The 24837-nt window shown below is 70.9% G+C and carries 24 protein-coding genes; 8 read left to right on the top strand and 16 right to left on the bottom strand.

All coding sequences use genetic code 11. The features are described 5' to 3' along the window. Position 1: 1 nt before the first annotated feature. Both ACZ6S0_RS12255 and ACZ6S0_RS12250 read left to right on the top strand, forming a co-directional pair. A complete protein-coding gene (locus tag ACZ6S0_RS12255; RefSeq protein ID WP_465915788.1) occupies positions 2 to 817 on the top strand; it encodes a purine-nucleoside phosphorylase in 816 nt (271 codons plus the stop codon). Further along, positions 814 to 2442, top strand: a complete 1629-nt coding sequence (locus ACZ6S0_RS12250) for a phospho-sugar mutase (RefSeq protein WP_465915787.1) — start codon at positions 814 to 816, stop codon at positions 2440 to 2442. The genes ACZ6S0_RS12255 and ACZ6S0_RS12250 overlap by 4 nt, the downstream gene beginning before the upstream one ends. 37 nt (positions 2443 to 2479) lie before the next feature. Here ACZ6S0_RS12250 and ACZ6S0_RS12245 read toward each other — a convergent pair whose 3' ends face one another. Genes ACZ6S0_RS12245 through ACZ6S0_RS12235 form a run of 3 tightly spaced genes read right to left on the bottom strand, consistent with a single transcriptional unit; the run spans position 2480 to position 4701 of the window. After that, on the bottom strand, positions 2480 to 2965 hold the full coding sequence (locus ACZ6S0_RS12245) for a GyrI-like domain-containing protein (protein WP_465915786.1): 486 nt from the start codon (positions 2963 to 2965) through the stop codon (positions 2480 to 2482). A 10-nt stretch (positions 2966 to 2975) separates the two neighbouring features. After that, positions 2976 to 3881, bottom strand: a complete 906-nt coding sequence (locus ACZ6S0_RS12240) for an RNA polymerase subunit sigma-70 (protein WP_465915785.1) — start codon at positions 3879 to 3881, stop codon at positions 2976 to 2978. Between the two features lies 1 nt (position 3882). Beyond that, entirely contained in the window at positions 3883 to 4701 is an 819-nt protein-coding gene (locus tag ACZ6S0_RS12235; protein WP_465915784.1) for a MerR family transcriptional regulator, read from the bottom strand. Positions 4702 to 4813: 112 nt separating this feature from the next. Between ACZ6S0_RS12235 and ACZ6S0_RS12230 the strand changes: the two genes are divergently transcribed. Genes ACZ6S0_RS12230 through ACZ6S0_RS12220 form a run of 3 tightly spaced genes read left to right on the top strand, consistent with a single transcriptional unit; the run spans position 4814 to position 7669 of the window. After that, on the top strand, positions 4814 to 5512 hold the full coding sequence (locus tag ACZ6S0_RS12230) for a TetR/AcrR family transcriptional regulator (RefSeq protein WP_465915783.1): 699 nt from the start codon (positions 4814 to 4816) through the stop codon (positions 5510 to 5512). Beyond that, positions 5460 to 6944: an AMP-binding protein gene (locus ACZ6S0_RS12225; protein WP_465915782.1), complete on the top strand. Its 1485-nt coding sequence runs from the start codon at positions 5460 to 5462 to the stop codon at positions 6942 to 6944. The genes ACZ6S0_RS12230 and ACZ6S0_RS12225 overlap by 53 nt, the downstream gene beginning before the upstream one ends. Then, a complete protein-coding gene (locus ACZ6S0_RS12220) occupies positions 6941 to 7669 on the top strand; it encodes an enoyl-CoA hydratase/isomerase family protein (protein WP_465915781.1) in 729 nt (242 codons plus the stop codon). The genes ACZ6S0_RS12225 and ACZ6S0_RS12220 overlap by 4 nt, the downstream gene beginning before the upstream one ends. Before the next feature lie 10 nt (positions 7670 to 7679). On the opposite strand, the gene ACZ6S0_RS12215 is transcribed toward ACZ6S0_RS12220, so the two are convergent. The 5 genes from ACZ6S0_RS12215 to ACZ6S0_RS12195 all read right to left on the bottom strand — a co-directional run bounded on the left by ACZ6S0_RS12215 (position 7680) and on the right by ACZ6S0_RS12195 (position 11890). Next, entirely contained in the window at positions 7680 to 8291 is a 612-nt protein-coding gene (locus ACZ6S0_RS12215) for a PH domain-containing protein (RefSeq protein WP_465915780.1), read from the bottom strand. Next, positions 8288 to 9373 (bottom strand): adenosine deaminase, encoded by a 1086-nt coding sequence (locus tag ACZ6S0_RS12210; protein WP_465915779.1) that lies wholly within the window; start codon positions 9371 to 9373, stop codon positions 8288 to 8290. The genes ACZ6S0_RS12215 and ACZ6S0_RS12210 overlap by 4 nt, the downstream gene beginning before the upstream one ends. A 33-nt stretch (positions 9374 to 9406) precedes the next feature. Then, a complete protein-coding gene (locus ACZ6S0_RS12205) occupies positions 9407 to 9757 on the bottom strand; it encodes a cupin domain-containing protein (RefSeq protein WP_465915778.1) in 351 nt (116 codons plus the stop codon). Between the two features lie 4 nt (positions 9758 to 9761). Then, on the bottom strand, positions 9762 to 10358 hold the full coding sequence (locus ACZ6S0_RS12200; RefSeq protein WP_465915777.1) for an AMIN-like domain-containing (lipo)protein: 597 nt from the start codon (positions 10356 to 10358) through the stop codon (positions 9762 to 9764). Between the two features lie 122 nt (positions 10359 to 10480). Continuing rightward, complete coding sequence (locus ACZ6S0_RS12195) at positions 10481 to 11890, bottom strand: MFS transporter (protein WP_465915776.1); 1410 nt, start codon at positions 11888 to 11890, stop codon at positions 10481 to 10483. An 87-nt stretch (positions 11891 to 11977) separates the two neighbouring features. Between ACZ6S0_RS12195 and ACZ6S0_RS12190 the strand changes: the two genes are divergently transcribed. Then, positions 11978 to 12364, top strand: a complete 387-nt coding sequence (locus tag ACZ6S0_RS12190; RefSeq protein ID WP_344896757.1) for a MarR family winged helix-turn-helix transcriptional regulator — start codon at positions 11978 to 11980, stop codon at positions 12362 to 12364. An 18-nt stretch (positions 12365 to 12382) separates the two neighbouring features. Here ACZ6S0_RS12190 and ACZ6S0_RS12185 read toward each other — a convergent pair whose 3' ends face one another. From ACZ6S0_RS12185 to ACZ6S0_RS12160, 6 genes are all read right to left on the bottom strand, one after another. Beyond that, positions 12383 to 13663, bottom strand: coding sequence for a thymidine phosphorylase (locus tag ACZ6S0_RS12185; protein ID WP_465915775.1), 1281 nt, complete (start codon positions 13661 to 13663; stop codon positions 12383 to 12385). After that, positions 13663 to 14109, bottom strand: coding sequence for a cytidine deaminase (locus ACZ6S0_RS12180; RefSeq protein WP_465915774.1), 447 nt, complete (start codon positions 14107 to 14109; stop codon positions 13663 to 13665). The genes ACZ6S0_RS12185 and ACZ6S0_RS12180 overlap by 1 nt, the downstream gene beginning before the upstream one ends. Next, entirely contained in the window at positions 14075 to 15355 is a 1281-nt protein-coding gene (locus ACZ6S0_RS12175) for an ABC transporter permease (RefSeq protein ID WP_465915773.1), read from the bottom strand. Before ACZ6S0_RS12175 ends, ACZ6S0_RS12180 begins: the two co-directional genes overlap by 35 nt. Then, positions 15352 to 16494 (bottom strand): ABC transporter permease, encoded by a 1143-nt coding sequence (locus tag ACZ6S0_RS12170; protein ID WP_465915772.1) that lies wholly within the window; start codon positions 16492 to 16494, stop codon positions 15352 to 15354. The genes ACZ6S0_RS12175 and ACZ6S0_RS12170 overlap by 4 nt, the downstream gene beginning before the upstream one ends. Further along, positions 16494 to 18101 (bottom strand): ABC transporter ATP-binding protein, encoded by a 1608-nt coding sequence (locus tag ACZ6S0_RS12165; RefSeq protein ID WP_465915771.1) that lies wholly within the window; start codon positions 18099 to 18101, stop codon positions 16494 to 16496. The genes ACZ6S0_RS12170 and ACZ6S0_RS12165 overlap by 1 nt, the downstream gene beginning before the upstream one ends. Positions 18102 to 18184: 83 nt before the next feature. Then, positions 18185 to 19252, bottom strand: a complete 1068-nt coding sequence (locus tag ACZ6S0_RS12160) for a BMP family lipoprotein (RefSeq protein WP_465915770.1) — start codon at positions 19250 to 19252, stop codon at positions 18185 to 18187. 291 nt (positions 19253 to 19543) lie between these two features. Here ACZ6S0_RS12160 and ACZ6S0_RS12155 point away from each other — a divergent pair, with 291 nt between their 5' ends. Continuing rightward, complete coding sequence (locus tag ACZ6S0_RS12155; RefSeq protein ID WP_465915769.1) at positions 19544 to 21424, top strand: Xaa-Pro dipeptidyl-peptidase; 1881 nt, start codon at positions 19544 to 19546, stop codon at positions 21422 to 21424. 63 nt (positions 21425 to 21487) lie between these two features. Here ACZ6S0_RS12155 and ACZ6S0_RS12150 read toward each other — a convergent pair whose 3' ends face one another. Then, positions 21488 to 22726 (bottom strand): amidohydrolase, encoded by a 1239-nt coding sequence (locus ACZ6S0_RS12150; protein WP_465916136.1) that lies wholly within the window; start codon positions 22724 to 22726, stop codon positions 21488 to 21490. A gap of 482 nt (positions 22727 to 23208) precedes the next feature. Here ACZ6S0_RS12150 and ACZ6S0_RS12145 point away from each other — a divergent pair, with 482 nt between their 5' ends. Beyond that, positions 23209 to 24561 carry a peptide ligase PGM1-related protein gene (locus ACZ6S0_RS12145; RefSeq protein WP_465915768.1) on the top strand — a complete coding sequence of 451 codons (1353 nt, stop codon included), beginning with the start codon at positions 23209 to 23211 and terminating at the stop codon, positions 24559 to 24561. Here the strand turns inward: ACZ6S0_RS12145 and ACZ6S0_RS12140 are convergent. Further along, positions 24533 to 24757 carry an SCO4848 family membrane protein gene (locus ACZ6S0_RS12140; RefSeq protein WP_465915767.1) on the bottom strand — a complete coding sequence of 75 codons (225 nt, stop codon included), beginning with the start codon at positions 24755 to 24757 and terminating at the stop codon, positions 24533 to 24535. The genes ACZ6S0_RS12145 and ACZ6S0_RS12140 overlap by 29 nt on opposite strands. Positions 24758 to 24837 lie beyond the last annotated feature (80 nt).

Below are 24837 nucleotides of genomic sequence, written 5' to 3'. Positions count from 1 at the left end.
TGTGACCAAAGACGCATACACCCTGGCCGGCGAGGCCGCCGCGGAGCTGCGTGGCGCCGCCGGCCTCGGCAACTCCGACGCCCCCTTCGACGTGGCGCTCGTCATGGGGTCGGGGTGGGTGCCCGCCGCCGACGCGATCGGCGAGACGGTGAGCGAGATCCCGTTCACCGCCCTGCCGGGCTTCAGCGCGCCCGCGGTGGCGGGGCACGGGGGCAAGATCCGGGTGGTACGCACCCCAGGCGGGCGGCACGCGCTGGTCCTCCTGGGGCGTACGCACCTGTACGAAGGGCTCGGGGTCGACGCGGTCGTGCACGGCGTGCGCACGGCGGCCGCGGCCGGGGCGCGCACGCTGGTGCTCACCAACGCCGCCGGCGGCCTGCGGCCCGAGACGCAGAACGTCGGCGACCCCGTGCTGATCAGCGACCACATCAACCTGACCGGGGCCAACCCGATCACCGGCACCACGTTCATCGACCTCACCGAGGTCTACTCGCGCCGCCTGCGCGCGCTGGTCCGCGAGGTCGACCCCAGCCTCTCCGAGGGCGTCTACGTGGCCTTCCGCGGCCCCACGTACGAGACGCCGGCCGAGATCCGCATGCTGCGCACGCTGGGCGGCGACCTGGTGGGCATGTCCACCGTCCTGGAGGCCATCGCCGCCCGCGAGGCGGGCCTGGAGGTGCTCGGCGTCTCGCTGGTCACCAACCCGGGGGCGGGCCTGTCCGGCGAGCCGCTGAACCACGAGGAGGTGCTGGAGGTCGGCCGGGCCACCGCAGCCCGGATGGGCGTGCTGCTGGCCAAGGTGGTGGACCGGCTGTGAGCCTGCTGGAGGAGGCCCGCCGGTGGCTCACGCAGGACCCCGACCCCGACACGCGCGCCGAGCTGTCCGGCCTGATCGAGCGCGCGGACCTGGCCGCCCTGGCCGAACGCTTCGGGGCCAAGCTGGAGTTCGGCACGGCGGGCCTGCGCGGCGAGCTGGGCGCGGGCCCCAACCGGATGAACCGCGTCACCGTGATGCGCGCCGCCGCCGGTCTGGCGAAGGTGCTCGGACCGGGCGGACACGTCGTCATCGGCTACGACGCCCGGCACAAGTCCGACGTGTTCGCCCGCGACACCGCGGCCGTGCTGACCGGCGCGGGCCTGCGCGCCTCGCTCCTGCCCGGCCCGCTGCCCACGCCCGTGCTGGCCTTCGCCGTACGCCGCCTGGGCGCGGACGCCGGGGTGATGGTCACCGCCAGCCACAACCCGCCCCGCGACAACGGCTACAAGGTCTACTGGGGCGACGGCTCCCAGATCGTGCCGCCGATCGACGCCGAGATCTCGGCCGCCATCGACGCCGTCGGCCGGGTGGACGAGCTGCCGGTGAACGGCCCCGGCATCCTCGCCGAGCTGGGCGAGGACCTCGTGGCCGCCTACGTCGGCGCGATCACGTCCCTGCCGCTGGGTGAGGCCCGCGACCTGCGGGTGGCGTACACGCCGCTGCACGGCGTCGGGGCAGCCACGCTGACGGACGCCTTCCTGGCCGCCGGCTTCGAGAGCCCGGCGGCGGTCGCGGAGCAGCGCGACCCCGACCCCGGCTTCCCCACGGTCTCCTTCCCCAACCCGGAGGAGCCGGGCGCGATGGACCTGGCCGTGGCCCTGGCCGCCAAGCTGGAGGCCGACCTGGTGCTGGCCAACGACCCCGACGCCGACAGGTGCGCGGTGGGGGTGCCGCTGGCGGGCGGGGGCGTACGCATGCTGACCGGCGACGAGGTCGGCGGCCTGCTGGCCGAGCACGTGATCACGCACACCACCGGCGACCGGATGGTGGCCACCACCATCGTCTCCTCCACGCTGCTCGGCAAGATCGCCCAGGCGCACGGCGTCCGGTACGGCGAGACCCTGACCGGGTTCAAGTGGATCATCAAGGCGGGCCCTGGGCTGGTGTTCGGCTACGAGGAGGCCATCGGCTACAGCGTGGGCTCCGACGCCGGCCTGCCGGTCCGCGACAAGGACGGCATCGGGGCCGCCCTGACCGTGGCGGGCATCGCGGCGGCGGCCAAGCGCGACGGCCGTACGCTGCTGGACCTGCTGGACGACCAGGCCCGCCGCTACGGGCTGCACGCGACGGCGCAGCTCTCGTTCCGGGTCGCCGACCTGGCGCTGATCGCCGGCGCGATGTCCCGGCTGCGTGCCGAGCCGCCCGCCACGCTGGGCGGGCTGCCGGTGGCCGGGGCCGACGACCTGGCGCGCGGCGACGGGGGCCTGCCGCCGACCGACGGCCTGCGCTACCGGCTCTCCGGCGGCGCCCGCGTGGTGGTGCGGCCGTCCGGCACCGAGCCCAAGCTGAAGTGCTACCTGGAGGTCGTGGTCCCGGTGACGGACACCCCGGCGCGGGCGCGGGCCCAAGCCGGGGAACACCTCGACGCGCTCAAGGCCGATCTGACCGCCCGGCTCGGGTTGTAGTCGATGGCCGGCGGATCCGTGATCCGCCGGCCGCCGGTCAGGCGAGCCTGAACTGCAGGTCGGTGTCCCAGTTGTGCGGGTCGGGCTCGACCCGCGGATCGGTGTTGTACAGCTCCAGGCGGCACCCCCAGTGCTCGGTGCCGTCGTGCTCGGTCATGTCCCACTTCAGTCCCTGCTCGCCGGCCCACTTCAGCAGGGACTCGATGGCGCCGACGAGCCGGTCGGGATGACCGTGGTGGGAGAGGGTCGCGTAGCGTCCTGCGGGCAGCACCGCGGCGAACAGGTCGCCCTCGCCCGCCACCGGCGTCGCCACCGGCACCCCCGCCTGCACCACGAGCCGGTCACCCGGCATGTCGATGCTCTCGTACCTCAGGAACGGCGCCCCCGCGAGAGGGACGCCGCGCCCGGCCAGCCGGCCGGCGATCTCGCCGATGCGGTCGGCGATCAGGCCGAACGTGGTCATGGTGATGGTGGCGCGGGCCCCGACGTAATAGCGCTCGGGGACCTCGATGATCTGTGGCATGTTTCCTCCTTCACCTCCCAGTACGAAGCGCGGGCTCGAAACTCATCGGCAGCCCGAAGAACGGGAACAACCCGGGATCCAGATACGTCGTCTCCCCCGTGATCACTCCCCCGGCCACCTCCAGCACGACCAGGGCGAACGGCTCCCCGCGCAGGTACTGGCCGAACGCCGGGCAGCCGTTGGCCCGCGTCGGCAGCAGCCGGGATCCGGCGCACGGCGCGCCGGAGGCGAGCAGCACCGCCCGGACGGCCTCGCGCCCCCGCAGCCACCACGTGAACGGCGGCATGGACGACGTGGCGTCCTCGTGCAGCAGCGACACCAGCGCGTCCACGTCGTAGCGCTCGAAGGCCGACACGTACCGGGCCAGCAGTTCCCCGTCCACCTCGTCGTCGACGGGGGCGGCGGCGGGGAGCCGGGCTCTGGCCCGCTGCAGGACGCTGTTGACCGAGGTGACCGTGGTGGCCAGCAGGGCAGCCGTCTCGGCGGCGCTCCACCCGAGCACGTCGCGCAGGATGAGCACGGCCCGCTGCCGGGGCGGCAGGTGTTGCAGCGCGGCCACGAACGCCAGCCGCACGGATTCCCGCGCCACCGCCAGGTCGGCGGGGTCGAGCACGAGGGCGTCGGGGACCGGCTGGACCCAGCGGCCGGGCGGCAGCGGCTCGCCCAGTTCGGCTCCTGGCACGGCGGCGGGCCCGAGGTCCATGGCGCGGGCACGGCGCTGCGGGCCCCGCAGCATGTCCAGGCAGACGTTCGTGGCCAGGTGGAACAGCCACGCGCGCAGCGGCCCCCGCCCGGGGTCGTACGTCCGCCAGGCCCTGACGAACGCCTCCTGCACCGCGTCCTCGGCCTCGAACCCGGAGCCGAGCATGCGGTAGCAGTAGCCGGTCAGCGCGGCGCGGTGCGCTTCGAGATCCATGTCAGCTCACTTCGATCTGCAACTCGGTGACCCACGCCTCCCGGTCGTCCGGGCAGTGCAGGGAGACCTCTCTGGCCAGGTCGCGGGAGCGGTGGCCGGTCTCCTCGATCCAGTGGGCCAGCGCCTGGAGCGTCGGCCCGACCGCCTCCATCGGCCCGTGGTGGATGATCGTGGCGGCCGTCTCGATGCCGGGCAGGTCGGTCACCTCGAAGTCGTGGCGGCCGGCCTGCCCGGGGGCCACGTTCACCGGCAGGCAGGCGTGCACCATGGCGGAGCCGTCGTCCTCCTCCCGGTAGTGGGCGATGCCGGGGCCGGTGATGCGCAGGCAGGCGTCCTCCACCCGCCGGCACAGCTCGCCGAACAGGGGGCCGATGACCGGCCCGATGTCCGCGCCGTCGTAGCTGGCCGCTCTGGCGGAGAGTCGGGCGACGTGGACGGGGTTCACCCTCTTCAGCACGACCTCCGCCGTGCGCATGCGCCCCTCGGTCTCGATCGTGCGCAGCCGCGCCTCGACGCTGCGCAGCCTGTCCAGGTCGGCGTTGATCCGCTCTTCGAGCTGGGCACGGCGCAGGCGGACCATGCCGTGCAGCTCCTCCGTGCTCACCTTCTCGTCGAGGATGGCCCTGACCTGCTCCAGCGTGAAGCCGAGGTCCTTGATCGCGACGATGCGGTTGAGCCTGGCGAGCTGCTCGGCCTGGTAGGAGCGGTAGCCGGTGACCTGGTCGACGTGCGCCGGGCGCAGCAGGCCGATGGCGTCGTAGTGGCGGAGCATGCGTACGGACACCAGCCCCAGCCTGGCGAACTCTCCGATGCTGAACATGGTCTCTCCAGGTCTAGGGCCTGACACCGTGTCAGGGTCAACCTATGGCGATTTCTCACACCTTGGGGTATTTTTCGTCTCAAAGCGGGCGACCGAACGTTCGGTAGGAGCCATGATTCCCCAACTGTCCGACACCGGCGAGCGCATCAGGACGGCGGCGGTGCTGCTGTTCGCCCGGCAGGGCTACGCCGCCACGAGCATCAGAGACCTCGGCAGGGCGGTCGGCATGACCAACGCCGGGATCTACCACCACGTCGCCAGCAAGGAGGCCCTGCTGGCCGACCTCATGCGGGTGGCCCAGCAGGGGCTGATCGAGGCCACGCGCCGCCTGCTGGCCCCCTGCGCACGTCCCGCCGACCGCCTCGCCCTGCTGATCAGTTCGCTGACCGCCGTCCACGCGCTCAGCCCCATGACCACCCGCGTCATGGACGGCGAACTGCGCTCGCTGACCCCCGGCTCCGCCGCCCACGACGAGATCATCGCGCTGCGCGACGCGTACGAGGCCCACTGGAAGGAGGCACTGGCCGACGGCGTCGCCGAGGGCACGTTCCGCGTCGCCGACCAGAAGCTCACCCGGCTCGCCCTGATGTCCATGTGCACCGGCACCAGCGAGTGGTACCGCCCCGACGGGGACTCCACGCTGGAGCAGGTGTGCGCCGAGTTCGTGGCGATCGGCCTGGCCGCCGTACGCGCCCCGGCCCAGGCCGTCGCCACCGCCGACCTCTCCCTGCTGCCCGACTTCCCGTGGGAGCCGCCGCATGAGCGATACGATCCCCGACCTGATGAGGCGCGCCGCCCGCACGTACGGTGAGCGCGAGTTCCTCCGTTTCCCCGACCCCGCCTCCCCCGTCTCCCTCACCTTCGCCGAGGCCGACGAACGCTCCGACCGGCTGGCCGGGGCCCTGATCGGCCACGGAGTGCGCCCAGGCGACCGGGTGGCGGTCATGCTGGACAACGAGCCCGGCTGGCCGCTGAGCTGGCTGGGGGTGCTCAAGGCCGGAGCGGTCACCGTTCCGGTGAACGTCCGCTACCGGGCCGCCGACCTGGAGCACGTCCTGCGCGACTCGGGCGCCGTGGCCACCGTCACCACGGCCGGGCACGCCGCCCAGGTCCCGGGGGTGGTGCACCTGCTCGACGCGCTGGCCGACGGCGTGCCGCGCCCCGCCCCGCCCGCCCGGCCGCAGGACGTGGCGAACTTCCAGTACACGTCGGGGACCACGGGCTTCCCCAAGGCGTGCATGCTCACCCACGACTACTGGCTCAGGTCCGCCCAGGTCGTCGCCGACCAGATCGGCCTCCGTGACGACGACGTCCTGATGATCGCCCAGGCGTACTCCTACATGGACCCCCAATGGGTCACCCTCCTGAGTCTCATCGCCGGCGTCCCGCTCGTGGTGCTCCCCCGCTTCTCGGCCTCCGGCTTCTGGGCGTCGGCCAGGGAGCACGGCGCGACGCTCACGTACGTGCTGGGCACGATGCCGCTCCTGCTGCACAAGCAGCCGCCGCACCCCCACGACCGCGACCACCGCATCCGCCTGGTGCTCTGCTCGGGCATCCAGCCCGACCTGCACCGTACGTTCGAGGAGCGCTGGGGCGTCCCGTGGCGGGAGCTGTACGGCTCCACCGAGAGCGGCCCCGACCTGCTCATGCCGATCGACGCCGTGGAGACGGTCGGCACCGGCGCCATGGGCCTGGCCCCGCCGGGCAAGGAGGTCGAACTGGACGGCGAGACCGGGGAGATCCTGGTCAGGGGCCGGCCCATGATGACGGGCTACTGGAACCACCCGGAGGCCACCGCCCACGCCTTCAGGGGCGGCTGGTACCACACCGGCGACCTGGGCCTGCGCGACGACCGGGGCCACATCCGGCACGCCGGGCGGATCAAGGACATGGTGCGCAGGGGCGGCGAGAACATCTCCTGCGCCGAGGTGGAGAGCGTGCTCGCCGGGCATCCCGCGGTCATGTCGGCGGCGCTCGTCCCCATCCCCGACGATCTGTGGGGTGAGCTGCCGAAGGCGTTCCTGCAGCTCCGCCCCGGTCACGCCGCCACCCGCGACACGGCCATGAGCGTGATCGAGCACGCCGGGCGGCGGCTGGCCCGCTTCAAGATCCCGGCGTACGTGGAGTTCGTCGAGGAGTTCACGCTGACCCCGTCGGCCCGCATCGAGAAGCGCCACCTCCTCCACCCCGGGCGCGACCAGCGCGCCGCCCCAGCCATCCAGGTCGACAAGGAGCAGAGATGATCAACGTTACGGTACGCGACGAGGTGGCCCTGATCACGCTCGACCGCCCCGGCAAGCTCAACGCCCTCACCGCCGCCATGCGCACGGACCTGGCGGCGGCCGTCCGCGAGCACGGCCGCAGTGCCAGGGGCATCGTGGTCACCGGCACCGGCCGGGCCTTCTCGGCCGGCGAGGACATCAACCAGGCGGTGGGCCGGTCGCTGGTCGACGAGGTCGAACTGTTCCACGACATGACCAGGGCCGTGCTGGAGACGCGGGTGCCGGTGGTGGGGGCGATCAACGGGCTGGCGGTGGGCGGCGCCGCCGAGTGGACGCTCTGCTTCGACGCCCGCATCGGCACCCCTGCGGCCGAGTATTTCCTGCCGGAGAACCACCTCGGCCTGTCGATCTCCAACGCCGCCGGTTATCTGCTGCCCCGCCTGGTGGGCGGCCGGGCGCTGCGGCTCGTGCTCGACTCGACCCGGCTGAGCGCCGACGACGCCCTGGCCCTGGGGCTGCTGGACGAGATCGTGGCCCAGGAGGCGCTGGTGGCGGCGGCGATCGCCCGGGTCGACCGCTGGAGCGCCCCCGGCACGGCCACGGCCGTGCACCTCGCGCTGCTGCGCCCGCCGCTGGCGGAGGTGGAGCGCGCCTTCGCGGCGGAGACGGAGGCGGCCAAGCTGGTGGAGGCGTCGGGCCTCGCCCAGGAGGGCATGGCGCGCTTCCTCAACAGGCCCAGGTCATGAGGAACAGGGCCTACGCGACGACCAGGGCGGCCACCACCAGCGCCGCCGCGACGACCACCAGCACGATCGAGTCGTAGGACCAGGTCACCCGGCCCGGCGCCGCCTCCTCCCCGCGGCGCCGGGCCGACTCGGCCCGGTCGCGGATCTGGTCGCCCACCCAGTCGGCGTGCGTCTTGCCCGCGAACGCCTCCAGCGCCGCCTGCTCGCCCTTCGACAACGTCGGCTCGGTCTTGAGCCGCCCCCGCTGCGCCGGGGCGGTCGCCCGCCGCTGCGCCTTGGCCCGCTCGCGGGCGGTGCTCATCGGCGTCCACAGCCGCAGCACCTGGTCGTCGCCGTAGCGCACGGTGATCGCGTGGGACACCGTGACGTCGTCGATCGAGGCCCACGGCAGGAACGTGGTGCGGAACGGGTTGCGCCCCGCGAGCCCCGCCTCCGTCAGGACGGTGGCGGGCCGCAGCGCGACCGCGTAGACGAGCGCCGTCAGCGCCCCGAGCACGGCCAGCGCGACCAGCGAGGGCTTGCCGGTGTAGCGGGCGATCAGGTCGTAGACGTTGATCGCGACGAAGGCCAGCCACACCCAGGCCAGCACGAAAGCGGTCCTGGACCGGTAGACCTGCTTCACGACTGCCACTTGATCTGCGCGAACCCCGGCTTGATCACGCCGTTGATCAGCGCCAGCCGCTCGTCGAACGGGATGAAGGCCGACTTCATCGCGTTGACCGTGAACCACTGCAGGTCGTCCCAGCCGTAGCCGAACGCCTGGACCAGCTTGTGGAACTCCAGGGCCAGGGTGGTCGAGCTCATCAGCCGGTTGTCGGTGTTGACGGTGACGCGGAAGTGCAGCCGCCGCAGCAGCCCGATCGGGTGCTCGGCGATCGAGGTGGCCGCACCGGTCTGCAGGTTGGAGGTGGGGCACATCTCCAGCGGGATGCGCTTGTCGCGCACGTACGCCGCCAGCCGCCCCAGCTTGGCCGACCCGTCGCCGGCCACGGAGATGTCGTCGATGATGCGTACGCCGTGGCCCAGCCGGTCGGCGCCGCACCACTGGATGGCCTGCCAGATCGACGGCAGCCCGAACGCCTCGCCCGCGTGGATGGTGAAGTGGGCGTTTTCCCGCTGGAGGTATTCGAAGGCGTCGAGGTGCCTGGTGGGCGGGTAGCCGGCCTCGGCCCCCGCGATGTCGAACCCCACGACGCCGCCGTCGCGGTAGCGCACCGCCAGCTCGGCGATCTCCCGGGAGCGCGCCTGGTGCCGCATGGCGGTCAGCAGCGTGCCCACCCGGATGCGCGGCTGCCCGCCAGGCCCGCGCGAGCCCTGCGCGAACCCGTCGAGCACCGCCTCCACGACCTGGTCGAGGCTGAGCCCTCTGGTGGTGTGCTGCTCGGGCGCGAAGCGTACCTCGGCGTAGACCACGCCGTCGTCGGCCAGGTCCTGGGCGCACTCGGCCGCCACGCGGACGAGGGACTCGCGCGTCTGCATGACGGCGACCGTGTGGTCGAAGGTCTCCAGGTAGCGTTCGAGCGAGCCGGAGTCGGACGCCTCCTCGAACCACTCGCGCAGGTTGTCGGGGTCACCGGTGGGCAGCCGGCCGTAGTCGCTCTCCCTGGCCAGCTCGACGATCGTCTCGGCGCGGAGCCCGCCGTCGAGGTGATCGTGCAGCAGCACCTTGGGAACCCGCCGGATGTCGTCAAGCGTGGGACTCATCTGGCCATGATATGAGCACCCGGCGACCGGTTCTCAGTCGCGCCCCGCGCTGTCCGGGGAGAAGGCCGGCAGGCACACCGCGACGTATTCGGCGCCCTCCGGCCCGGTGCTGTAGCGCACCCTCTCCCCCGGCGAGGTCACCAGCGACTGCCCGGCCTCCACCCGCGTCGTGCCCCCGTCGTGCTCCACGAGCACCGCGCCGCGCAGGACCACGGTGTACTCGGTGAACGACGGCGTCTGGGGCGGCTCCTCCCAGCCGGGCGGAGCGGTCATGTGGGCGATGGAGATCGCCTCGTCGCCGCTGTTGACGCGGCCCACATGCTCGTCGATCAGCTTGCCACCGGGTACGGGGACACGGGTCGCCCCCTCGATCTTTCTCACCACGACGTCAGTGTGCCACGTCCAGGATCAGCCGGTGCGGCGACTCCTGCTCGGTGAGCTGGAACGCGGCCCGCCGGGACAGCGCCAGCCCGATGCCGACGCGGCCCTCGAAGTCGCCGGTCCTGACGACGTCGGTGAGGTTGTTCAGGTTGGCCTGGTAGACGGGGCCGCCGTTCCAGGTGGACACGCCCTCCTCGTCGTGGGCGTGCGCGGGGAAGAGCGTGAGCTGGAGGTAGGCGCCCCCGCGCACGTCCATGGGCCGGCCGGAGCCGTCCTGGACGAACTGCTCCACCCACTTCACGTTGTAGCCGGGGACGCCGCCCTTGAGGTCGACCACGAGCCGGTCGTAGGTGTCGTGGGCGGCGTACCGCACGTTCGTGACGATCGCGGGCTCCATGCCGCCGCGGTCGACGTCCACCTCGGCGGTGTTGGTCGGGGCGCCGGGCGTGGTCGGCACCCTGGACGGGCTGCCGGACTGGGCGGCGGGCGTGCTCTGGGGCAGGGTGGCCTGCGGGGCGGGGCCACACGCGGTGACCACGGCGAGGCAGGCGAGCGGTACGGCCACCCGGGCGCGCGACGGCCGGGATGGGGATGACGTGCGCATGCCCGGTAGATGCCCCGGCGTACGGACCCGCAAGCGGTGTCATGCGGATCCGTGCCCCGGTTTCCGCGACCCCACGGGAAGCGCCGCAGGGGCCCGGTGGACCCCTGCGGCGTGCCCCGGGTTCAGACGGTCTCGTACACCTTCACGTCGTCCTGCTCCACGGCCGCCGCCTTGCGCGAGCGCAGGCCGGTCGCCGAGATCGCCAGCCCGGCCAGGGCCAGCACCAGCGAGACCACGATGGCCGCGCGCAGCGAGCCGATGGAGAGCGTCTCGCCGCCGCCCGAGGTGAGCACGGCGGTCACCGCGGCCAGCACGATCGCGCCGCCCACCTGTCCGGAGGTGTTGAGCAGGCCGGAGGCCAGCCCCTGCTCGTCGTCGTGCACGCCGCTGGTGGCCTGGATGTTCAGCGAGGGGAACGACAGCGCGAACGCGATGCCCAGCAGGACCATGCCGGGGATCACCATGCCGCCCAGGCTGGGGGTGCGGTCGATGCCCAGGAAGATCGCGTACCCGCCGGCCAGCGCGGCGGCGCCGATGACGATCAGCTTGCCGGTGCCGAACCGGTCGGCGAAGTCGCCCATCTTGGTCGACGTGAGCGCGACGAGCAGGCCCGCGGGCAGGAACGCCATGGCGGTGCCGAGGGCCGACCAGCCCAGCAGGTTCTGGAAGTACTGCATGGCCACGAACTGGAAGGCCACGTACGAGCCCATGAGGATGAGCAGCCCCAGGTTGGCCCGCACGATGTGGCCGGAGCGCAGGATGCCCAGCCGCACCAGCGGGTGGCGCATCCGCAGTTCGGCGAAGACGAACACGCCGAGCAGCACGGCCACGCCCACGAGCGAGCCGATCGTCTGCACCGAGGCCCACCCGGCCTCGGGCGCCTGCACGACCGTGAACACCAGCAGCAACATCGACGCGGTGATGGTCACGGCGCCGATCAGGTCGTGACCGCCCTCGGCCCGCTCCTCCCGGCCCTTCGGCAACACCTTCAACGCGGCGACCAGCGCGATGATCGCGACGGGCACCGGCATCAGCAACGTCCAGCGCCAGCCGATCTCCGTCAGCAGGCCGGACAGCACGAGGCCGAGCGAGTAGCCGCTGGCGCCGCAGGCGGTGAAGATGCTCAACGCCCGGTTGCGCTCAGGCCCTTCGGGAAACGTGGTGGTGATGATCGACAAGGCGGCGGGCGCGGTGAAGGCGGCGGCCACACCCTTCACGAACCTGGCCGCGATCAGCAGCCCGCCGTCGTCGACGACGCCACCGAGCAACGAGGCCACGGCGAACACGCCCAAGGCGACCAGGAACACCCTGCGCCGCCCGAGCAGGTCGGCGGTCCTGCCCCCGAGCAACAGAAGACCGCCGTAGCCCAGCACGTAGCCGCTGACCACCCACTGCAGGGAAGACGTGCTCAAGCCCAGTTCGTGCTGGATGGCGGGCAGGGCGACGCCCACCATCGAGACGTCCAGGGCGTCAAGGAAGATCACAGCGCAGAGCACGGTGAGCGCGCCCCAACGGGATGAGGTAGAGGACATGGAGCAGAACAATACATGCAGGCACATCTAATGCAAATGCATTTAATGTCATTGCATGAGTTTTAGCGAAGTGGTAACCTCCGCGTCATGGACGAGCGGTTCGTGGTGGACACCTGGCACTATGTCCTGGGCAAACACGCCAAGGCGATGTGCGCCCTCGAGCGTGAGCTGGGCGACCGGCACGGCCTGGGGCCCAGCGAGTTCGAGGTGCTCGACCGGATCGTCCATCACGACAGAAAGCTGCGCATCCAGGAGCTGTGCGACGAGGTGCACCTGAGCCAGAGCGCGCTGTCGCGGGTGGTGGCGCGGCTGGAGAAGGCGTCGCTGGTGTCGCGCGTCGTCTGCGACGACGACCGGCGGGGCGTCGTCGTGTGCATCACCGACGAGGGCCGCACCCGCCACGCCGAGGCGCTGCCCACGCAGCGCGCCGTCCTCTCCCAGATCTTCACCGACACCCCGGCCCTGGCCCCCTGACGGGGCAGGGGGGCGGGGTCAGGGAGCGGTGACGCGGTCGATGACCAGGGGCAGGTGCTCGTCCGCCGCCGGCCCCACCGCGTACGCGCCCTCCAGCGCCTCCAGCGCCCGGTCGAAGCGCGCCGTCTCGTCCGCGTGCAGGGTCAGCAACGGCTGCCCGTCCCGCACCAGGTCCCCCGGCTTGGCGTGCAGCACGATCCCCGCCCCGAACGACACCGGGTCCTCCTTGCGCGCCCGCCCCGCCCCCAGCCGCCAGGCCGCCAGGCCCACCGCGTAGGCGTCGAGCCGGGCCAGCACCCCGGACGAAGGCGCCCGCACGGTCAACGTCTCGGCCGCCCTCGGCAGCACGGCGTCCGGGTCGCCGCCCTGCGCCGAGATCATCCGGCGCCACGCGTCCATGGCGGAGCCGTCCTGCAGCGCCTTGGCCGGGTCCTTGCCCGGCGAGACCCCGGCGGCGGCCAGCATCTCCCGCGCCAGCCGTACGGTCAGCTCCACCACGTCGGCAGGGCCGCCCCCGGACAGCACCTCGACCGACTCCTCGACCTCCAGCGCGTTGCCCACGGCCCGCCCGAGCGGCCGGTCCATGGCCGTCAGCAGCGCGACCGTCCGCACGCCCGCGTCGGTGCCGAGCGCGACCATGGTCTCGGCCAGCTCCCTGGCCGCCGGAACGTTCTTCATGAACGCCCCGGAGCCCACCTTCACGTCGAGGACGAGCGAGCCCGTGCCCTCGGCGATCTTCTTCGACATGATCGACGAGGCGATCAGCGGGATCGACTCGACGGTGCCGGTGACGTCGCGCAGGGCGTACAGCTTCTTGTCGGCAGGGGCCAGCCCCGAACCGGCCGCGCACACGACGGCGCCGGCCGCCCGCAGGACGCCCAGCATCTCGTCGTTCGACAGCGAGGCCCGCCAGCCGGGGATCGACTCCAGCTTGTCGAGCGTGCCGCCCGTGTGGCCGAGCCCGCGCCCGGACAACTGCGGCACGTACGCCCCGCACGCGGCCACCAGCGGCGCCAGCGGCAGGGTGATCTTGTCGCCGACCCCGCCCGTCGAGTGCTTGTCGGCCGTGGGCCGGTCGAGCAGCGACCAGTCCATGCGCTCGCCGGAGCGGATCATGGCCTGGGTCCAGTCGGCGATCTCGCGCCGGTTCATGCCGTTCAGCAGGATCGCCATGGCCAGGGCCGACATCTGCTCGTCGGCCACCGCGCCGCCGGTGTACGCGTCGATCACCCAGTCGATCTGCGCCGTGCTCAGCTCGCCCCGGTCCCGCTTGGCGCGGATGACCTCGATGGCGTCCATCACGCGCTCCTGCTGAGGTCCTGGGGCCCGAACGCGTACGGCAGGACGTCGGCCATGCGCTTCGGCCCGGCCTCGGTCTCGACCAGCAGGTCCTCGCCGCCGAACTCGTACAGGAGCTGGCGGCAGCGCCCGCACGGCATCAGCAGCTCGCCGTGGCCGTCCACGCAGGTGAAGGCCACCAGACGGCCGCCGCCCGAGCGCTGCAACGCCGAGACCAGACCGCACTCGGCGCACAGGCCGAGGCCGTAGGAGGCGTTCTCGACGTTGCAGCCGGTGACGATCCGCCCGTCGTCGACGAGCGCCGCCGCCCCCACAGGAAACTTCGAGTACGGCGCGTACGCGTGCCGCATGGCCTCCGCGGCCTCGTCACGCAGGCCGTCCCAGTCGATGCTCACTGTTGTTCCCCCCGGTTCAATGTTGCTCCCCCCGCCGATAACGCACGCCATCGGCCTTGGGCATCCGCAGGCGCTGCGAGGCGACCAGGAGCACGAGCAGCGTGAGCACGTGTGGCGTGATGTAGACGAACTCGTCCGGCAACTGACCGACGGTCAGCCAGAGCCAGAAGAGGATGACCGCGCCCAAAGCGGCCAGGGCCATCAGGGTGTACTGCCTGGCGCTCGTGGCCGCCAGCTCGGCGGGCCGGTCGGCGGAGATCAGGCGGCGGACCTGCAGGACGAGGTACGCCAGCAGCAGCACCGCACCGAACAGGAAGAACGTGGTGACCGCGCCGGTGCTGCGCAGTTGCAGGCCGTTGGCGTAGCCGAACAGAGAGGCGCCGGCCGTGAGGCCGCCGGGCCGCCAGTTGCCGAAGATCATGGCAGCCAGGCCGATGAAACCGCGCCCCTGCGTCTGGCCCTCGACGTACTTGGTGGAGACGAAGACCAGGAACACGCCGCCGAGCCCGGCGAAGGCCCCCGAGATGACGACGGCCGCGTACTTGATCAGGTAGACGTTGACACCCAGCGACTCGGCGGCCCACGGGTTCTCGCCCGCCGACCGCAGCCGCAGGCCGAAGGCCGTGTGCCAGAGCACGAAGAACGTCAGCGGCAGCATCAGCACGGCCACGATCACCAGCACGTTGACCTCGTGGGTGAGCCCGCGCAGGATGCCGGCCAGGTCGGAGAGCAGGAACCAGTGGGTGCTCTCCAGCCGGCCGAGCAGGTCGGGTCCGTCGGAGAGCACCGGCAGGCTGACCGACGGCGCGGGTGAACTGATCGCGGGCGAGGTGGTGATGCCCGCGCCTGCGTCGGAGGCGGCGGTGCCCTCCTGGTAGAGGACTTCCGACAGGAAACGGGTGACGCCGGGGCCGAGCAGGTTGATGGCGACGCCGCTGATGATGTGGTCGACGCCGAACGTCACGGTCGCGATCGCGTGCAGGAGCCCCCCGAGCGCGCCGCCGAGCAGCCCGGCGACCAGCGCCGCCACGGCGCCCCACTGGTATCCGGCCCAACCGGCGAACCAGGTGCCGAGCACCATCATGCCTTCGAGGCCGATGTTGACCACGCCGGCCCGCTCGGCCCACAGGCCGCCGAGCCCGGCCAGGGCGATCGGCACGGCCAGCAGCAGCGCGGCGGCGAACGTGCCGGAGGAGGTGATGTCCTCCTGCCCCGACACGGTCCGCACCAGCGACATCAGCAGGATGAGCGCGGCGACGCCGATCAGCGCCACGTGGTATTTGCCGACCCTGGTCATGCCGTCACCTCAACGGGAGTGTGCCTGCCGAGCTGCTGAGCGGCCCGTCGTTCTTCGAGCCTGAGCGCGAACCGGTTGGTCATCTCGTTGGCGACGACCACCAGCAGCACGATCGCGCCCTGAATGATCGTTACCACGGACGCAGGGACGTCGGCGAACTGCAACGCGCCCTGGCCCCGATCGAGGAAGGCGAACAGCAGCGCGGCGATCGCGATGCCGCCGGGCCTGTTCCGGCCGAGCAGGGCCACGGCGATGCCGAGGAAGCCCAGACCGGCGGTGAAGTTGGAGTTGAAGGCGCCTCTGTCGCCGAGGATCTCGGGCAGTCCGATGAGCCCGGCGACGGCACCGGACAACACCATCGCCGCGATCACCATGGTTTTCGGGTTGACGCCCGAGGCGAGCGCGGCCGGGCCGTTGAGTCCGCTGGCCTTGACGTTGAAACCGAAGCGGGTGCGTTCGAGCACGAACCAGATCACGATGCCGAGCACCGCGGCCACGACGAGGAAGCCCCACAGGCCGCCGTTGCGGGTGGGCGGCAGCAGCCCGAACCCCTCGAACAGGAAGTTCAGGTCGGGGAACATGCCGGAGGCGGGCAGCGGCGGCGTCGTGGTGGTGAGCTGGCCCTCCGCGCGCTCCCCGGCGAAGGGGCCGCGGACGAGGAAGGTGGACAGGTTGATCGCGATGTAGTTGAGCATGATCGTGGCGATGACCTCGTTCACGCCCCTGGTCACCTTCATGACCGCGGGGATGAGTGCGTACAGGCCGCCGACGATCGCCGCGACCAGGACGATCACCGTGATCTGGATCGGTGCGGGAGCCGTGAACGTGGAGCCCACGAACGCCGCGCAGACGGCGGCGATGCGGTACTGGCCCTCGACGCCGATGTTGAAGAGGTTCATGCGGAAGCCGATGGCCACCGCGAGACCGGCGATGTACAGCGGCACCGCGCGGTTGAGGAAGGCGGCGACGGAGTTCGCCTGTGCCCGCGTGGTCTCCCCGAAGTCGAAGAAGGCGGCCAGCGCGTCCAGGGGGCGCCCGCCCGCGATGACGATGGCCACGCTGCAGATCGCGATCGCCAGGATGATGGCGACGACGGCGCCGACGACGGTGAGCAGCGCCCGGTTGAGCCCGGCGGGCATCACGTCTCCTCGTTGCCGGCGATCGCGCCGGTCATGTAGCCGCCCAGCCGCTCGGGCGTGATGTCGGACGGGTCGAGCGCGGCCACGAGCCGTCCCCGGTAGATCACCCGGATCGAGTCGGACAGGCCGATCAACTCGTCGAGGTCGGCGGAGATGAGCAGCACGGCCAGCCCGGCGGCACGGGCGTCGCGCAGGTGGTCCCAGATCGCGGCCTGCGCGCCGACGTCCACGCCGCGCGTGGGATGGGCGGCGATGAGGAACGCGGGATCGCCGCTCATCTCGCGGCCGACGATCAGCTTCTGCTGGTTGCCGCCGGACAGGGCCAGGGCGAGGGTGTCGACGCTCGGCGTGCGTACGTCGTAGTCCTTGACGATGCGCTCGGTGTCGGCCCTGGACGCGCGCCGGTCGACCCAGATGCCGCGGCGCGCGGGCTTCCTGGTCTGGTGGCCGAGCACGCGGTTCTCCCACAGCGACGCCTCCAGGAGCAGTCCCTGGCGGTGCCGGTCTTCGGGGATGTAACCGATGCCCGCTTCGCGGCGCTTGAGCGTGGACCAGGCGCTGACGTCGTGGGAGCCGAGGTCGATCCGGCCGTGCGCGGGGCGGATGCCCATGAGGGCCTCGATCAGCTCGGACTGGCCGTTGCCCTCGACGCCCGCGATGCCGAGGATCTCACCCTTGTGGATCTCGAAGGACACGTCGTCGAGCAGGAGACGCTTGCCTTCTCCGCGGAGCTTCTCGGCGTACTGGGTGATCGAGGTGCCTTTGGGCAGCGGGTGGTGGCCGTCGGCCTCCATGGTGAGGTGCGCGGCTCTCAGCGCGACCGTGTCGGTCACCGTGGACTCGCGGGTCTCGGGCGTGGGCAGTTCGCTGCCCACCATCAGCTCGGCGAGCTGCCGCGCGGTGACCTCGGACGGGTCCACCTCGGCGACCGTGGTGCCCCGCCGGATCACGGTGATCGCGTCGGCGATGTCGAGCACCTCGTCGAGCTTGTGGGAGATGAAGATGACGGTCAGGCCGTCGGCCCTGAGCTCACGCAGGTTCTGGAAGAGCTCCTCGACCTCCTGCGGCACCAGGACGGCGGTCGGCTCGTCGAGGATGAGGATGCGGGCGCCACGATAGAGGACCTTGAGGATCTCGACGCGCTGGCGGTCGCCGACGCCGAGGTCCTCGACGAGCTTGTCGGGATCCACCCGCAGGCCGTGCGTGCCGGCCAGTTCGGTGATGCGCCTGCGGGCTCCGGCGGTGTCGAGCCTGCCGCCCTTCTTCGGCTCGGCGCCGAGAACGATGTTCTCCAGGACGGTGAAGTTGTCGGCGAGCATGAAGTGCTGGTGCACCATGCCGATCCCGACTCCGATGGCGTCGCTCGGCGTGCGGAAGCTGACCTCAACGCCGTTGACTTTGATGGTCCCCTCGTCCGGCTTCTGCATGCCGTAAAGGATCTTCATCAGGGTGGATTTGCCCGCGCCGTTCTCTCCTACGATGGCGTGGACCGTGCCGGGCTGGACGGTGATGCGGATGTCGTGGTTCGCGACGACACCGGGGAAACGCTTGGTGATGCCCTCAAGCTCTACGGCGGGTTTCACCGTGGCCAAGGTGTCAGCACTCATCTGCCTCTCCTACAGGGGGCGGGATAGACAGAAGGCCCGAAGTTCGCGGACTCCGGGCCCTCGTCTGTCACTTCTACCCCGGCTTACGGCTTGGCGGGAACCGTGATCTTGCCGTCGACGATGTCTTTTCTGGCAACGTCGAGCTTGTCCTTGATGTCGTCGATCTCGCCGCCCGTGGTGGACAGGCCGACGCCGTCGACCTTGAGGTCGTACGTGACGTTGGCGCCACCCTTGGCACCGCCCTGGAACGCCTTGATGAACTCGAAGACACCGACGTCGACGCGCTTGAGCATCGAGGTCATGATCACCGACTGCAGGTCGGTCTCCTTGACCGTCTGGCGCTGGTCGGAGTCGACGCCGATGGCCTTCTTCTGGGCCGCGGCGGCGGCCTGGAACACACCGAGGCCGGAGTCGCCGGAGGCGTGGTAGACGATGTCGGCGCCGTCCTGGTACATCTTCTCGGCCGCGACCTTGCCCTTGTCGGGGGCCTTGAAGCCGGTGAAGTCACCGTCGGGGGACAGGTACTTGATGTCGATCTTGGCGTCCGCCTTGACCGACTTCACGCCGGCCACGAAGCCCGCCTCGAACTTCTTGATCAGGTCGCTCTCGACGCCGCCGACGAAGCCGACGTGGCCCGACTCCGACTTGGTCGCGGCGGCGACACCCGCCAGGTACGAGCCCTGCTCCTCGGCGAACAGCAGGCCGGTCACGTTGGGGGCGTTGGAGGCGGAGTCGACGACCGCGAACTGGATCTCCGGGTATTCCTCGGCCGCCTTCTTGATGTCCTCGGCATAGGCGAAGCCGACACCGATGATCGGGTTGAAGCCCGCATCGGCGAGCTGGCGCAGCAGGTCGCCACGGTTGGAGCCGTCGGCGGAGGGGCTCAGCTCCTTGATCTCCGCGCCCAGCTCCGTCTTGGCCTTCTCCAGGCCCGCGTAGGCGGCGTCGTTGAAGGACTTGTCACCACGCCCGCCGACGTCGAACGCCAGCCCCACCTTGAGCGCGCCGCCCGGTGCCGCGCTGCTCGCGCCGGCCGCCGGCTCCTGTTCGGCGGTGGTGCCCCCACCGTTGCCGCCGCAGGCGGCCGCTGCCATGAGCATGACGCCGGCCACGGAGCCGAGCATGACCCTGTTGAATCGCTTGCCGAGCAACGCGACTCCCTTCCATTTCCCCGCCGCCGAATCTCATCGCAGGCGCGAAGAAACGTACGGCACCTGCACGGAAGATAGTTGCTTGACCAGGGACAACCAAACTCGCGCACAGGGTCGCAACCTGTCCGTTATCGACATCACTCGCGTCCGTGACCTGAAGCGAGATTCAGGCACACCAGACACCTCGTCGGAACTTTTGCCCAACTTTGGGGCGCGATCACCTCTTGCCCAGAGGCCCGATCATGGCGGAGATTCCACAGCGACGGTTGAAATCTCGTATCGGAGTCCCAGATGCATCCCTGGAGAGCCCTCGCCGTGCCGCTGGCCGCGTTACTCGTGGCCGGCCTGTGCGGCGCCCCGCCCGCCGCGGCGGACACCCCCACGATCAGGATCGAGGACAACGCCACCCAACCGGTCTTCTCCCGGGCGGACGCCGTCAGGCAGACGGTGTTCGTCGAGATCGAGGGGACCGACAGCGACCGCGACGGCGCGAACGACCGGGTGGCCGTGGACATCCTGCGGCCCAAGGAGACCGAGCAGGGCCTGAAAGTCCCGGTGATCATGGAGGCGAGCCCCTACTACGCCCCCGGCAACGACGTCGCCAACCACCCGGTCGACGTGGACGAGAACGGCGTCCCGCTGCCCGCGCTGAGCGCCCTGTCGGCCAGGTCGGCGGCCGAGCCGTTCGACAGCTACTACGACAACTACTTCCTGCCCCGCGGCTACGCCATCGCGTTGGTCGAGAACGTCGGCAGCGCCCGCGCCACCGGCTGCCCGACCTCGGGCGACCGCAACGAGACCGCGGGCCCGAAGGCCGCGATCGACTGGCTGAACGGCCGCGCCAAGGGCTTCGACGCCGCGGGCGACCCGATCGAGGCCACCTGGTCAACGGGCAAGGTCGGCATGATCGGCGTCTCGTACAACGGCACGCTGCCGAACGCGGTGGCCGCGACGGGCGTGGAGGGCCTGGAGACGATCGTCCCGATCGCCGCGATCTCGAGCTGGTACGACTACTACCGCGCCAACGGCGGCGTCCTGGCCCCGGGCGGCTACCAGGGCGAGGACCTGGACGTGCTCGCCAAGTACGTACTGACCAGGCAGAACGGCCAGGAGGCGTGCGGCGCGGTGATCGACGAGATCACCCAGACACAAGACCGGATCACCGGCGACTACAGCCGCTTCTGGGACGACCGCAACTACGTCAACGACGTGCGCAAGGTCAAGGCCAGCGTCTTCCTCGTGCACGGGCTCAACGACTGGAACGTCAAGACCAAGCAGTTCGCCCAGTGGTGGTACGCCCTGGCCAAGCAGAACGTGCCCCGCAAGATCTGGCTGCACCAGGGCACCCACATGAGCCCCTTCAACCTGCGCACCGCCGAGTGGCTGCGCCAGTTGCACGGCTGGTTCGACCAGTGGCTGTACGGCATCGACTCGGGCATCATGCGTGAGCCGCAGGCCGACGTGGAGATCGCGGCCGGTCAATGGGCGCAGCACGCCTCGTGGCCGCTGCCCCGCACCGCCACCGTGCCGCTCCACCCGGGCCCCGGCTCGACGCTGGGCCTGCTCCCGCGGCCGCGCACGGCGGCCGAGACGTTCACGGACCAGAAGGTCAGGACGGCCGAGCAGCTCGTGGAGGCGACGGGGGCGGATCCGAACCGGCTGGCGTACACGACGGGCTCGCTGCCCGCCGACGTACGGATCTCGGGCACGCCCACGGTCTCGGTGCGGGCGTCGCTCAAGGACGGCGCCTCGCCGTACCTGACGGCGCTGCTGGTGGACTACGGGACCGACGTGCGCCCGAACGGCACCCTGGTCTCGACCGGCCAGAACTACTGCTACGGCCAGGGTGTCCCGGGTGACACGGGCTGCACGACGCTCAGGACGCTCGGCACCGCCACCACCCCGTACAAGATCGTCACCAGGGGGTGGCTGGACGTCCGCAACCGGCACCGCGCCGACCGCACCGAGCCGCTGCGCGCGGGCAAGGAGTACACCTTCACCTGGGACTTCCAGCCGACCGACTACCTGTTCAAGAAGGGCCACCGGCTGGGCCTGGTGATCATCTCGACCGACTACGACTACACCCTGCGCTACCCGCCGGGCACGAAGATCACGGTGTCGCCGGGGCAGTCGTCCCTGCGGCTGCCCGTGGTGTTCGGCAAGCTGCTCTGACATGACGGAGCCCGCCGCGCGTGCGGCGGGCTCCTCGGCGCACGACGGCGCGCACAACTGGGCTCACAACTGGGCGCCCTCCCACAGCGCGCCGAACGTGGTGGTGGCCAGCGTGCGCACCCCCACGGCGATCGCCCGCTCGTCGATGTCGAAGGCCGGGTGGTGGATGTCGACCGCCGTCTCGCCGGGGACGCCGGTGCCGAGCCGGGCCAGCGCGCCGGGGACGGAGTCGACGTACCAGGAGAAGTCCTCGCCGCCGAGGCTCTGCGGCGTGGGGACCGCGGCGGCGCTGCCGAACGCCTGGGTGATCGCGTTGTTGAGCATCTCGATGCTGCCGGCCTCGTTGACCGTGGGCGGCGTGCCGCGGCGGTAGTCGAGGTCGGTCATGATCCCGTAGGGGGCGGCGACCGCCTCGACCAGGTCCTTGATGAGGCCGGGGGCCTGGTGCCAGGCCGCCTCGTCGAGCGAGCGCACGGTGCCCTGCAGGAAGCCCTCGCCGGGGATGGTGTTGAAGGCCGAGCCCGCGGCGATCTGCCCCCACACCAGGCTCAGGCTGGAGCGCGGGTCGACGCGGCGGGACAGCGCGGCGGGCACCTCGGTGACGATCTTGCTGAGCGCGAAGACGAGGTCGGCGGTGAGGTGCGGGCGGGCGGTGTGGCCGCCGGGCCCGCTCACGTTGATCTGCAGGTGGTCGCAGGAGCCGGTGATCGGGCCCACGCGGAGCCCGACGTGCCCGACCTCGATGCGCGGGTCGCAGTGCAGGGCGAAGATGCGGTCGACGCCGGACAGCCCGCCGTCGCGCATGACCTCCAGCGCGCCGGCCGCGATCTCCTCGGCCGGCTGGAAGATCAGCCGGACCCGGCCCGGCAGCGCGCCGAGCCGCGCCTGCTCGGCCAGGAAGAGGCCGACGCCCAGGACGACGGACGTGTGCGCGTCGTGCCCGCACGCGTGGCAGACCCCGCGGTTGCGCGAGCGGTAGGGAACGTTCTTCTCGTCTTCCATCGGCAGGGCGTCGATGTCGGCGCGCAACGCCACGGTCGGGCCGCCCTCACCCCCGATGTCGGCCCACAGCCCGGTGCCCCGGCTCAGAAAGTGGGGCGTCAGGCCCGCGTCGACCAGGCGTTCGGCGATCTTCTCCGTGGTGCGGTGCTCGCTGAAGGCCACCTCGGGGTGCATGTGCAGGTCACGACGGAAGGCGATCAGCTCCTCCTCCGCCTTGCCGAGGAAGACATCGAGCTGTCCTACGAGATCGCGCCCCGCCGCAGCCCTCGGGGAGGGCTCTTGTGCCGCGACCGACAACATGTCCAATGTCTTCCATCCTCACGCATTCGACTTCGGGCCATACCCCGCCCTGCGAGCCCGGCCATGCGCACGCGTGAGCGCTTTCGACGAATGCACACTCAGGCCCAGGCAAGGGTGTGACTGCAGACGAGCCGAGTGTCGGGCAGAACGCCAAGACCGGTAAGCCCCATGGGCGCCCCGACGGTTACTCGACTCTATCTCTCCGCTGACCCGCAGAACCTCTACTAACCAAAAAGATAGCCGACGGCCTGGCCGTAACCTCGGGTTTCGGTGCTCCGGACCTGCGCGGGTGACCCGGAAATAGTCCGAAGGGATCAGGAGATCGTGACCCGATGCTGCCAGTTCAAACGTGGTCAGCGATTCCGAATCCTGTCACCTTCCGCCATGGTCATCACACTTTGACGATGGCTGCATTTGAGAAGAATGCGTGCTTCACTCGCTATATGATCACTAATATCCCGTTCGGGGAGAAGTATGCTGGGTTGAGCATCTTCGAGCCGGGCGAGGGGACCCTGGTGGTCGTGCCCTCGCTCTCCCTTCCGCAGGATGAGCTCCGCCGGATCACGGGAGCCAGATCGTACGAGGAACGCATGCTGTTCTTGCTGCTCACGCTGCGAGAACCCAGGGTCAAGGTGGTCTACCTCACCTCCGCGCCGATCGACCCCGACATCGTCGACTACTACTTCTCGTTCCTGCCGGATCCGGACGACGCCGCCAAGCGCCTGACGCTGATCAGCCTCGACGACCCCTGGTCTCAGCCGTTGACCAGGGCCCTGCTCGACCGTCCCGACGCCGTCGAGCGGTTACGTTCGGCGATCGACGGCGACGCTTGGCTGGTGCCGTTCGTGCTGAGCGAGTTGGAGGAGGAACTCGCCTCGCTGCTCGGCATTCCCCTCTACGGGCCCGCGACGTCCCTTTCCTATTACGGCTCCAAGAGCGGCTCCCGCGAGGTGGGACACGAGGCCGAGGTGCCGATGCCGCGCGGTTTCGCCGACGTGCACTCGGCGCTGCAGATCGAGGAGGCCATCGAGGCGCTGCCGGGCGAACGGGTGATCGTCAAGCTGAACGACGGATACTCGGGGCTCGGCAACGCGATCGTCACGAAGACCGACAGGTCGCTGACCAGCTTCTCCGCGGCGGGTGAGACCTGGGGCAGCTTCACCGCGAAGATCCGCGAGCGGGGCGCCGTGGTCGAGGAGTTCATCGAGCACCACCCGCTCTACTACCCGAGCGCGCTGGCGCGGATCACGCCCGGCGGGCACGCGCAGGTCATGGCCACGCACGACCAGGTGCTCGGCGGCCCCAACGGGCACGTCTACCAGGGCTGCACGTTCCCGGCCGCCCCCGAGTACCGTGCCGAGGTGGGGGCCTCGGCCGGCCGGATCGCGCAGGTGCTCGCGGAGCGGGGCGTGGTCGGCGTCTTCGGGATGGACTTCTTCGCGCTGAAGGCCGACGCCGGGTACGCGGCCCTGCTCTGCGAGATCAACCTGCGGATCGGCGGCACCACGCACCCGTTGGGCGCGGCCATGCTGACGACCGGGGCCACGTACGATCCGGCCACCGGTCTGCTCATGTCCGGCGACCAGCCGAAGTACTACACCGCGACCGACAACTGCGCCGCCGCCTGCCTGCGCGGGCGGGCCCCCGGCGAGGTGATGCGGACGGCCGAGCGGCTCGGGATCGGGTTCGACTCGGGGACGCGTACCGGCAACGTGTTCCACCTGCTCGGCGCCATCCCTGAGCACGGCAAGCTGGGCTTCACCTCGATCGGCGACTCCCGCGAGGAGGCCGACGAGCTGCACGCTCTTACCCGGCGTCTCCTCTGCGGCCCTTGACCGACGACTCGCGCAGGCCCCGCCAGCCGATGATCGCCAGTACGACGGCGAGGACGATGTTCACCGCGATCAGGATGCCGTGCACCACGTAGAAGCTGGTCGGATGCCCGTCGGCCAAGTTAAACCCGAGGTTCACCCACTCGAAGATCATGAATGCGCCCAGGATGATGAGGAATCCGGCGATCTTTCGTGACACATGTGCCTCTCTAGCATCGAAGGTGGATCATCGGGGGATGTGTCGCCACATGGGCATTAACACGGAGCTACTCTGAGATC

This window comes from Nonomuraea sp. NPDC051298, assembly GCF_055586305.1.
Note: the sequence above shows the minus strand (reverse complement) of the source record. Positions and strands in the feature narration are given on the sequence as shown.

Coding starts and splice junctions, on each gene's coding strand:
- ACZ6S0_RS12245 (WP_465915786.1), bottom strand. CDS start 2,965: ATGCCACAGATCATCGAGGTCCCCGAGCGCTATTACGTCGGGGCCCGC.
- ACZ6S0_RS12240 (WP_465915785.1), bottom strand. CDS start 3,881: ATGGATCTCGAAGCGCACCGCGCCGCGCTGACCGGCTACTGCTACCGC.
- ACZ6S0_RS12235 (WP_465915784.1), bottom strand. CDS start 4,701: ATGTTCAGCATCGGAGAGTTCGCCAGGCTGGGGCTGGTGTCCGTACGC.
- ACZ6S0_RS12230 (WP_465915783.1), top strand. CDS start 4,814: ATGATTCCCCAACTGTCCGACACCGGCGAGCGCATCAGGACGGCGGCG.
- ACZ6S0_RS12225 (WP_465915782.1), top strand. CDS start 5,460: ATGAGCGATACGATCCCCGACCTGATGAGGCGCGCCGCCCGCACGTAC.
- ACZ6S0_RS12220 (WP_465915781.1), top strand. CDS start 6,941: ATGATCAACGTTACGGTACGCGACGAGGTGGCCCTGATCACGCTCGAC.
- ACZ6S0_RS12210 (WP_465915779.1), bottom strand. CDS start 9,373: ATGAGTCCCACGCTTGACGACATCCGGCGGGTTCCCAAGGTGCTGCTG.
- ACZ6S0_RS12200 (WP_465915777.1), bottom strand. CDS start 10,358: ATGCGCACGTCATCCCCATCCCGGCCGTCGCGCGCCCGGGTGGCCGTA.
- ACZ6S0_RS12195 (WP_465915776.1), bottom strand. CDS start 11,890: ATGTCCTCTACCTCATCCCGTTGGGGCGCGCTCACCGTGCTCTGCGCT.
- ACZ6S0_RS12190 (WP_344896757.1), top strand. CDS start 11,978: ATGGACGAGCGGTTCGTGGTGGACACCTGGCACTATGTCCTGGGCAAA.
- ACZ6S0_RS12185 (WP_465915775.1), bottom strand. CDS start 13,663: ATGGACGCCATCGAGGTCATCCGCGCCAAGCGGGACCGGGGCGAGCTG.
- ACZ6S0_RS12180 (WP_465915774.1), bottom strand. CDS start 14,109: ATGGCGTGCGTTATCGGCGGGGGGAGCAACATTGAACCGGGGGGAACA.
- ACZ6S0_RS12175 (WP_465915773.1), bottom strand. CDS start 15,355: ATGACCAGGGTCGGCAAATACCACGTGGCGCTGATCGGCGTCGCCGCG.
- ACZ6S0_RS12170 (WP_465915772.1), bottom strand. CDS start 16,494: ATGCCCGCCGGGCTCAACCGGGCGCTGCTCACCGTCGTCGGCGCCGTC.
- ACZ6S0_RS12165 (WP_465915771.1), bottom strand. CDS start 18,101: ATGAGTGCTGACACCTTGGCCACGGTGAAACCCGCCGTAGAGCTTGAG.
- ACZ6S0_RS12155 (WP_465915769.1), top strand. CDS start 19,544: ATGCATCCCTGGAGAGCCCTCGCCGTGCCGCTGGCCGCGTTACTCGTG.
- ACZ6S0_RS12150 (WP_465916136.1), bottom strand. CDS start 22,726: ATGTTGTCGGTCGCGGCACAAGAGCCCTCCCCGAGGGCTGCGGCGGGG.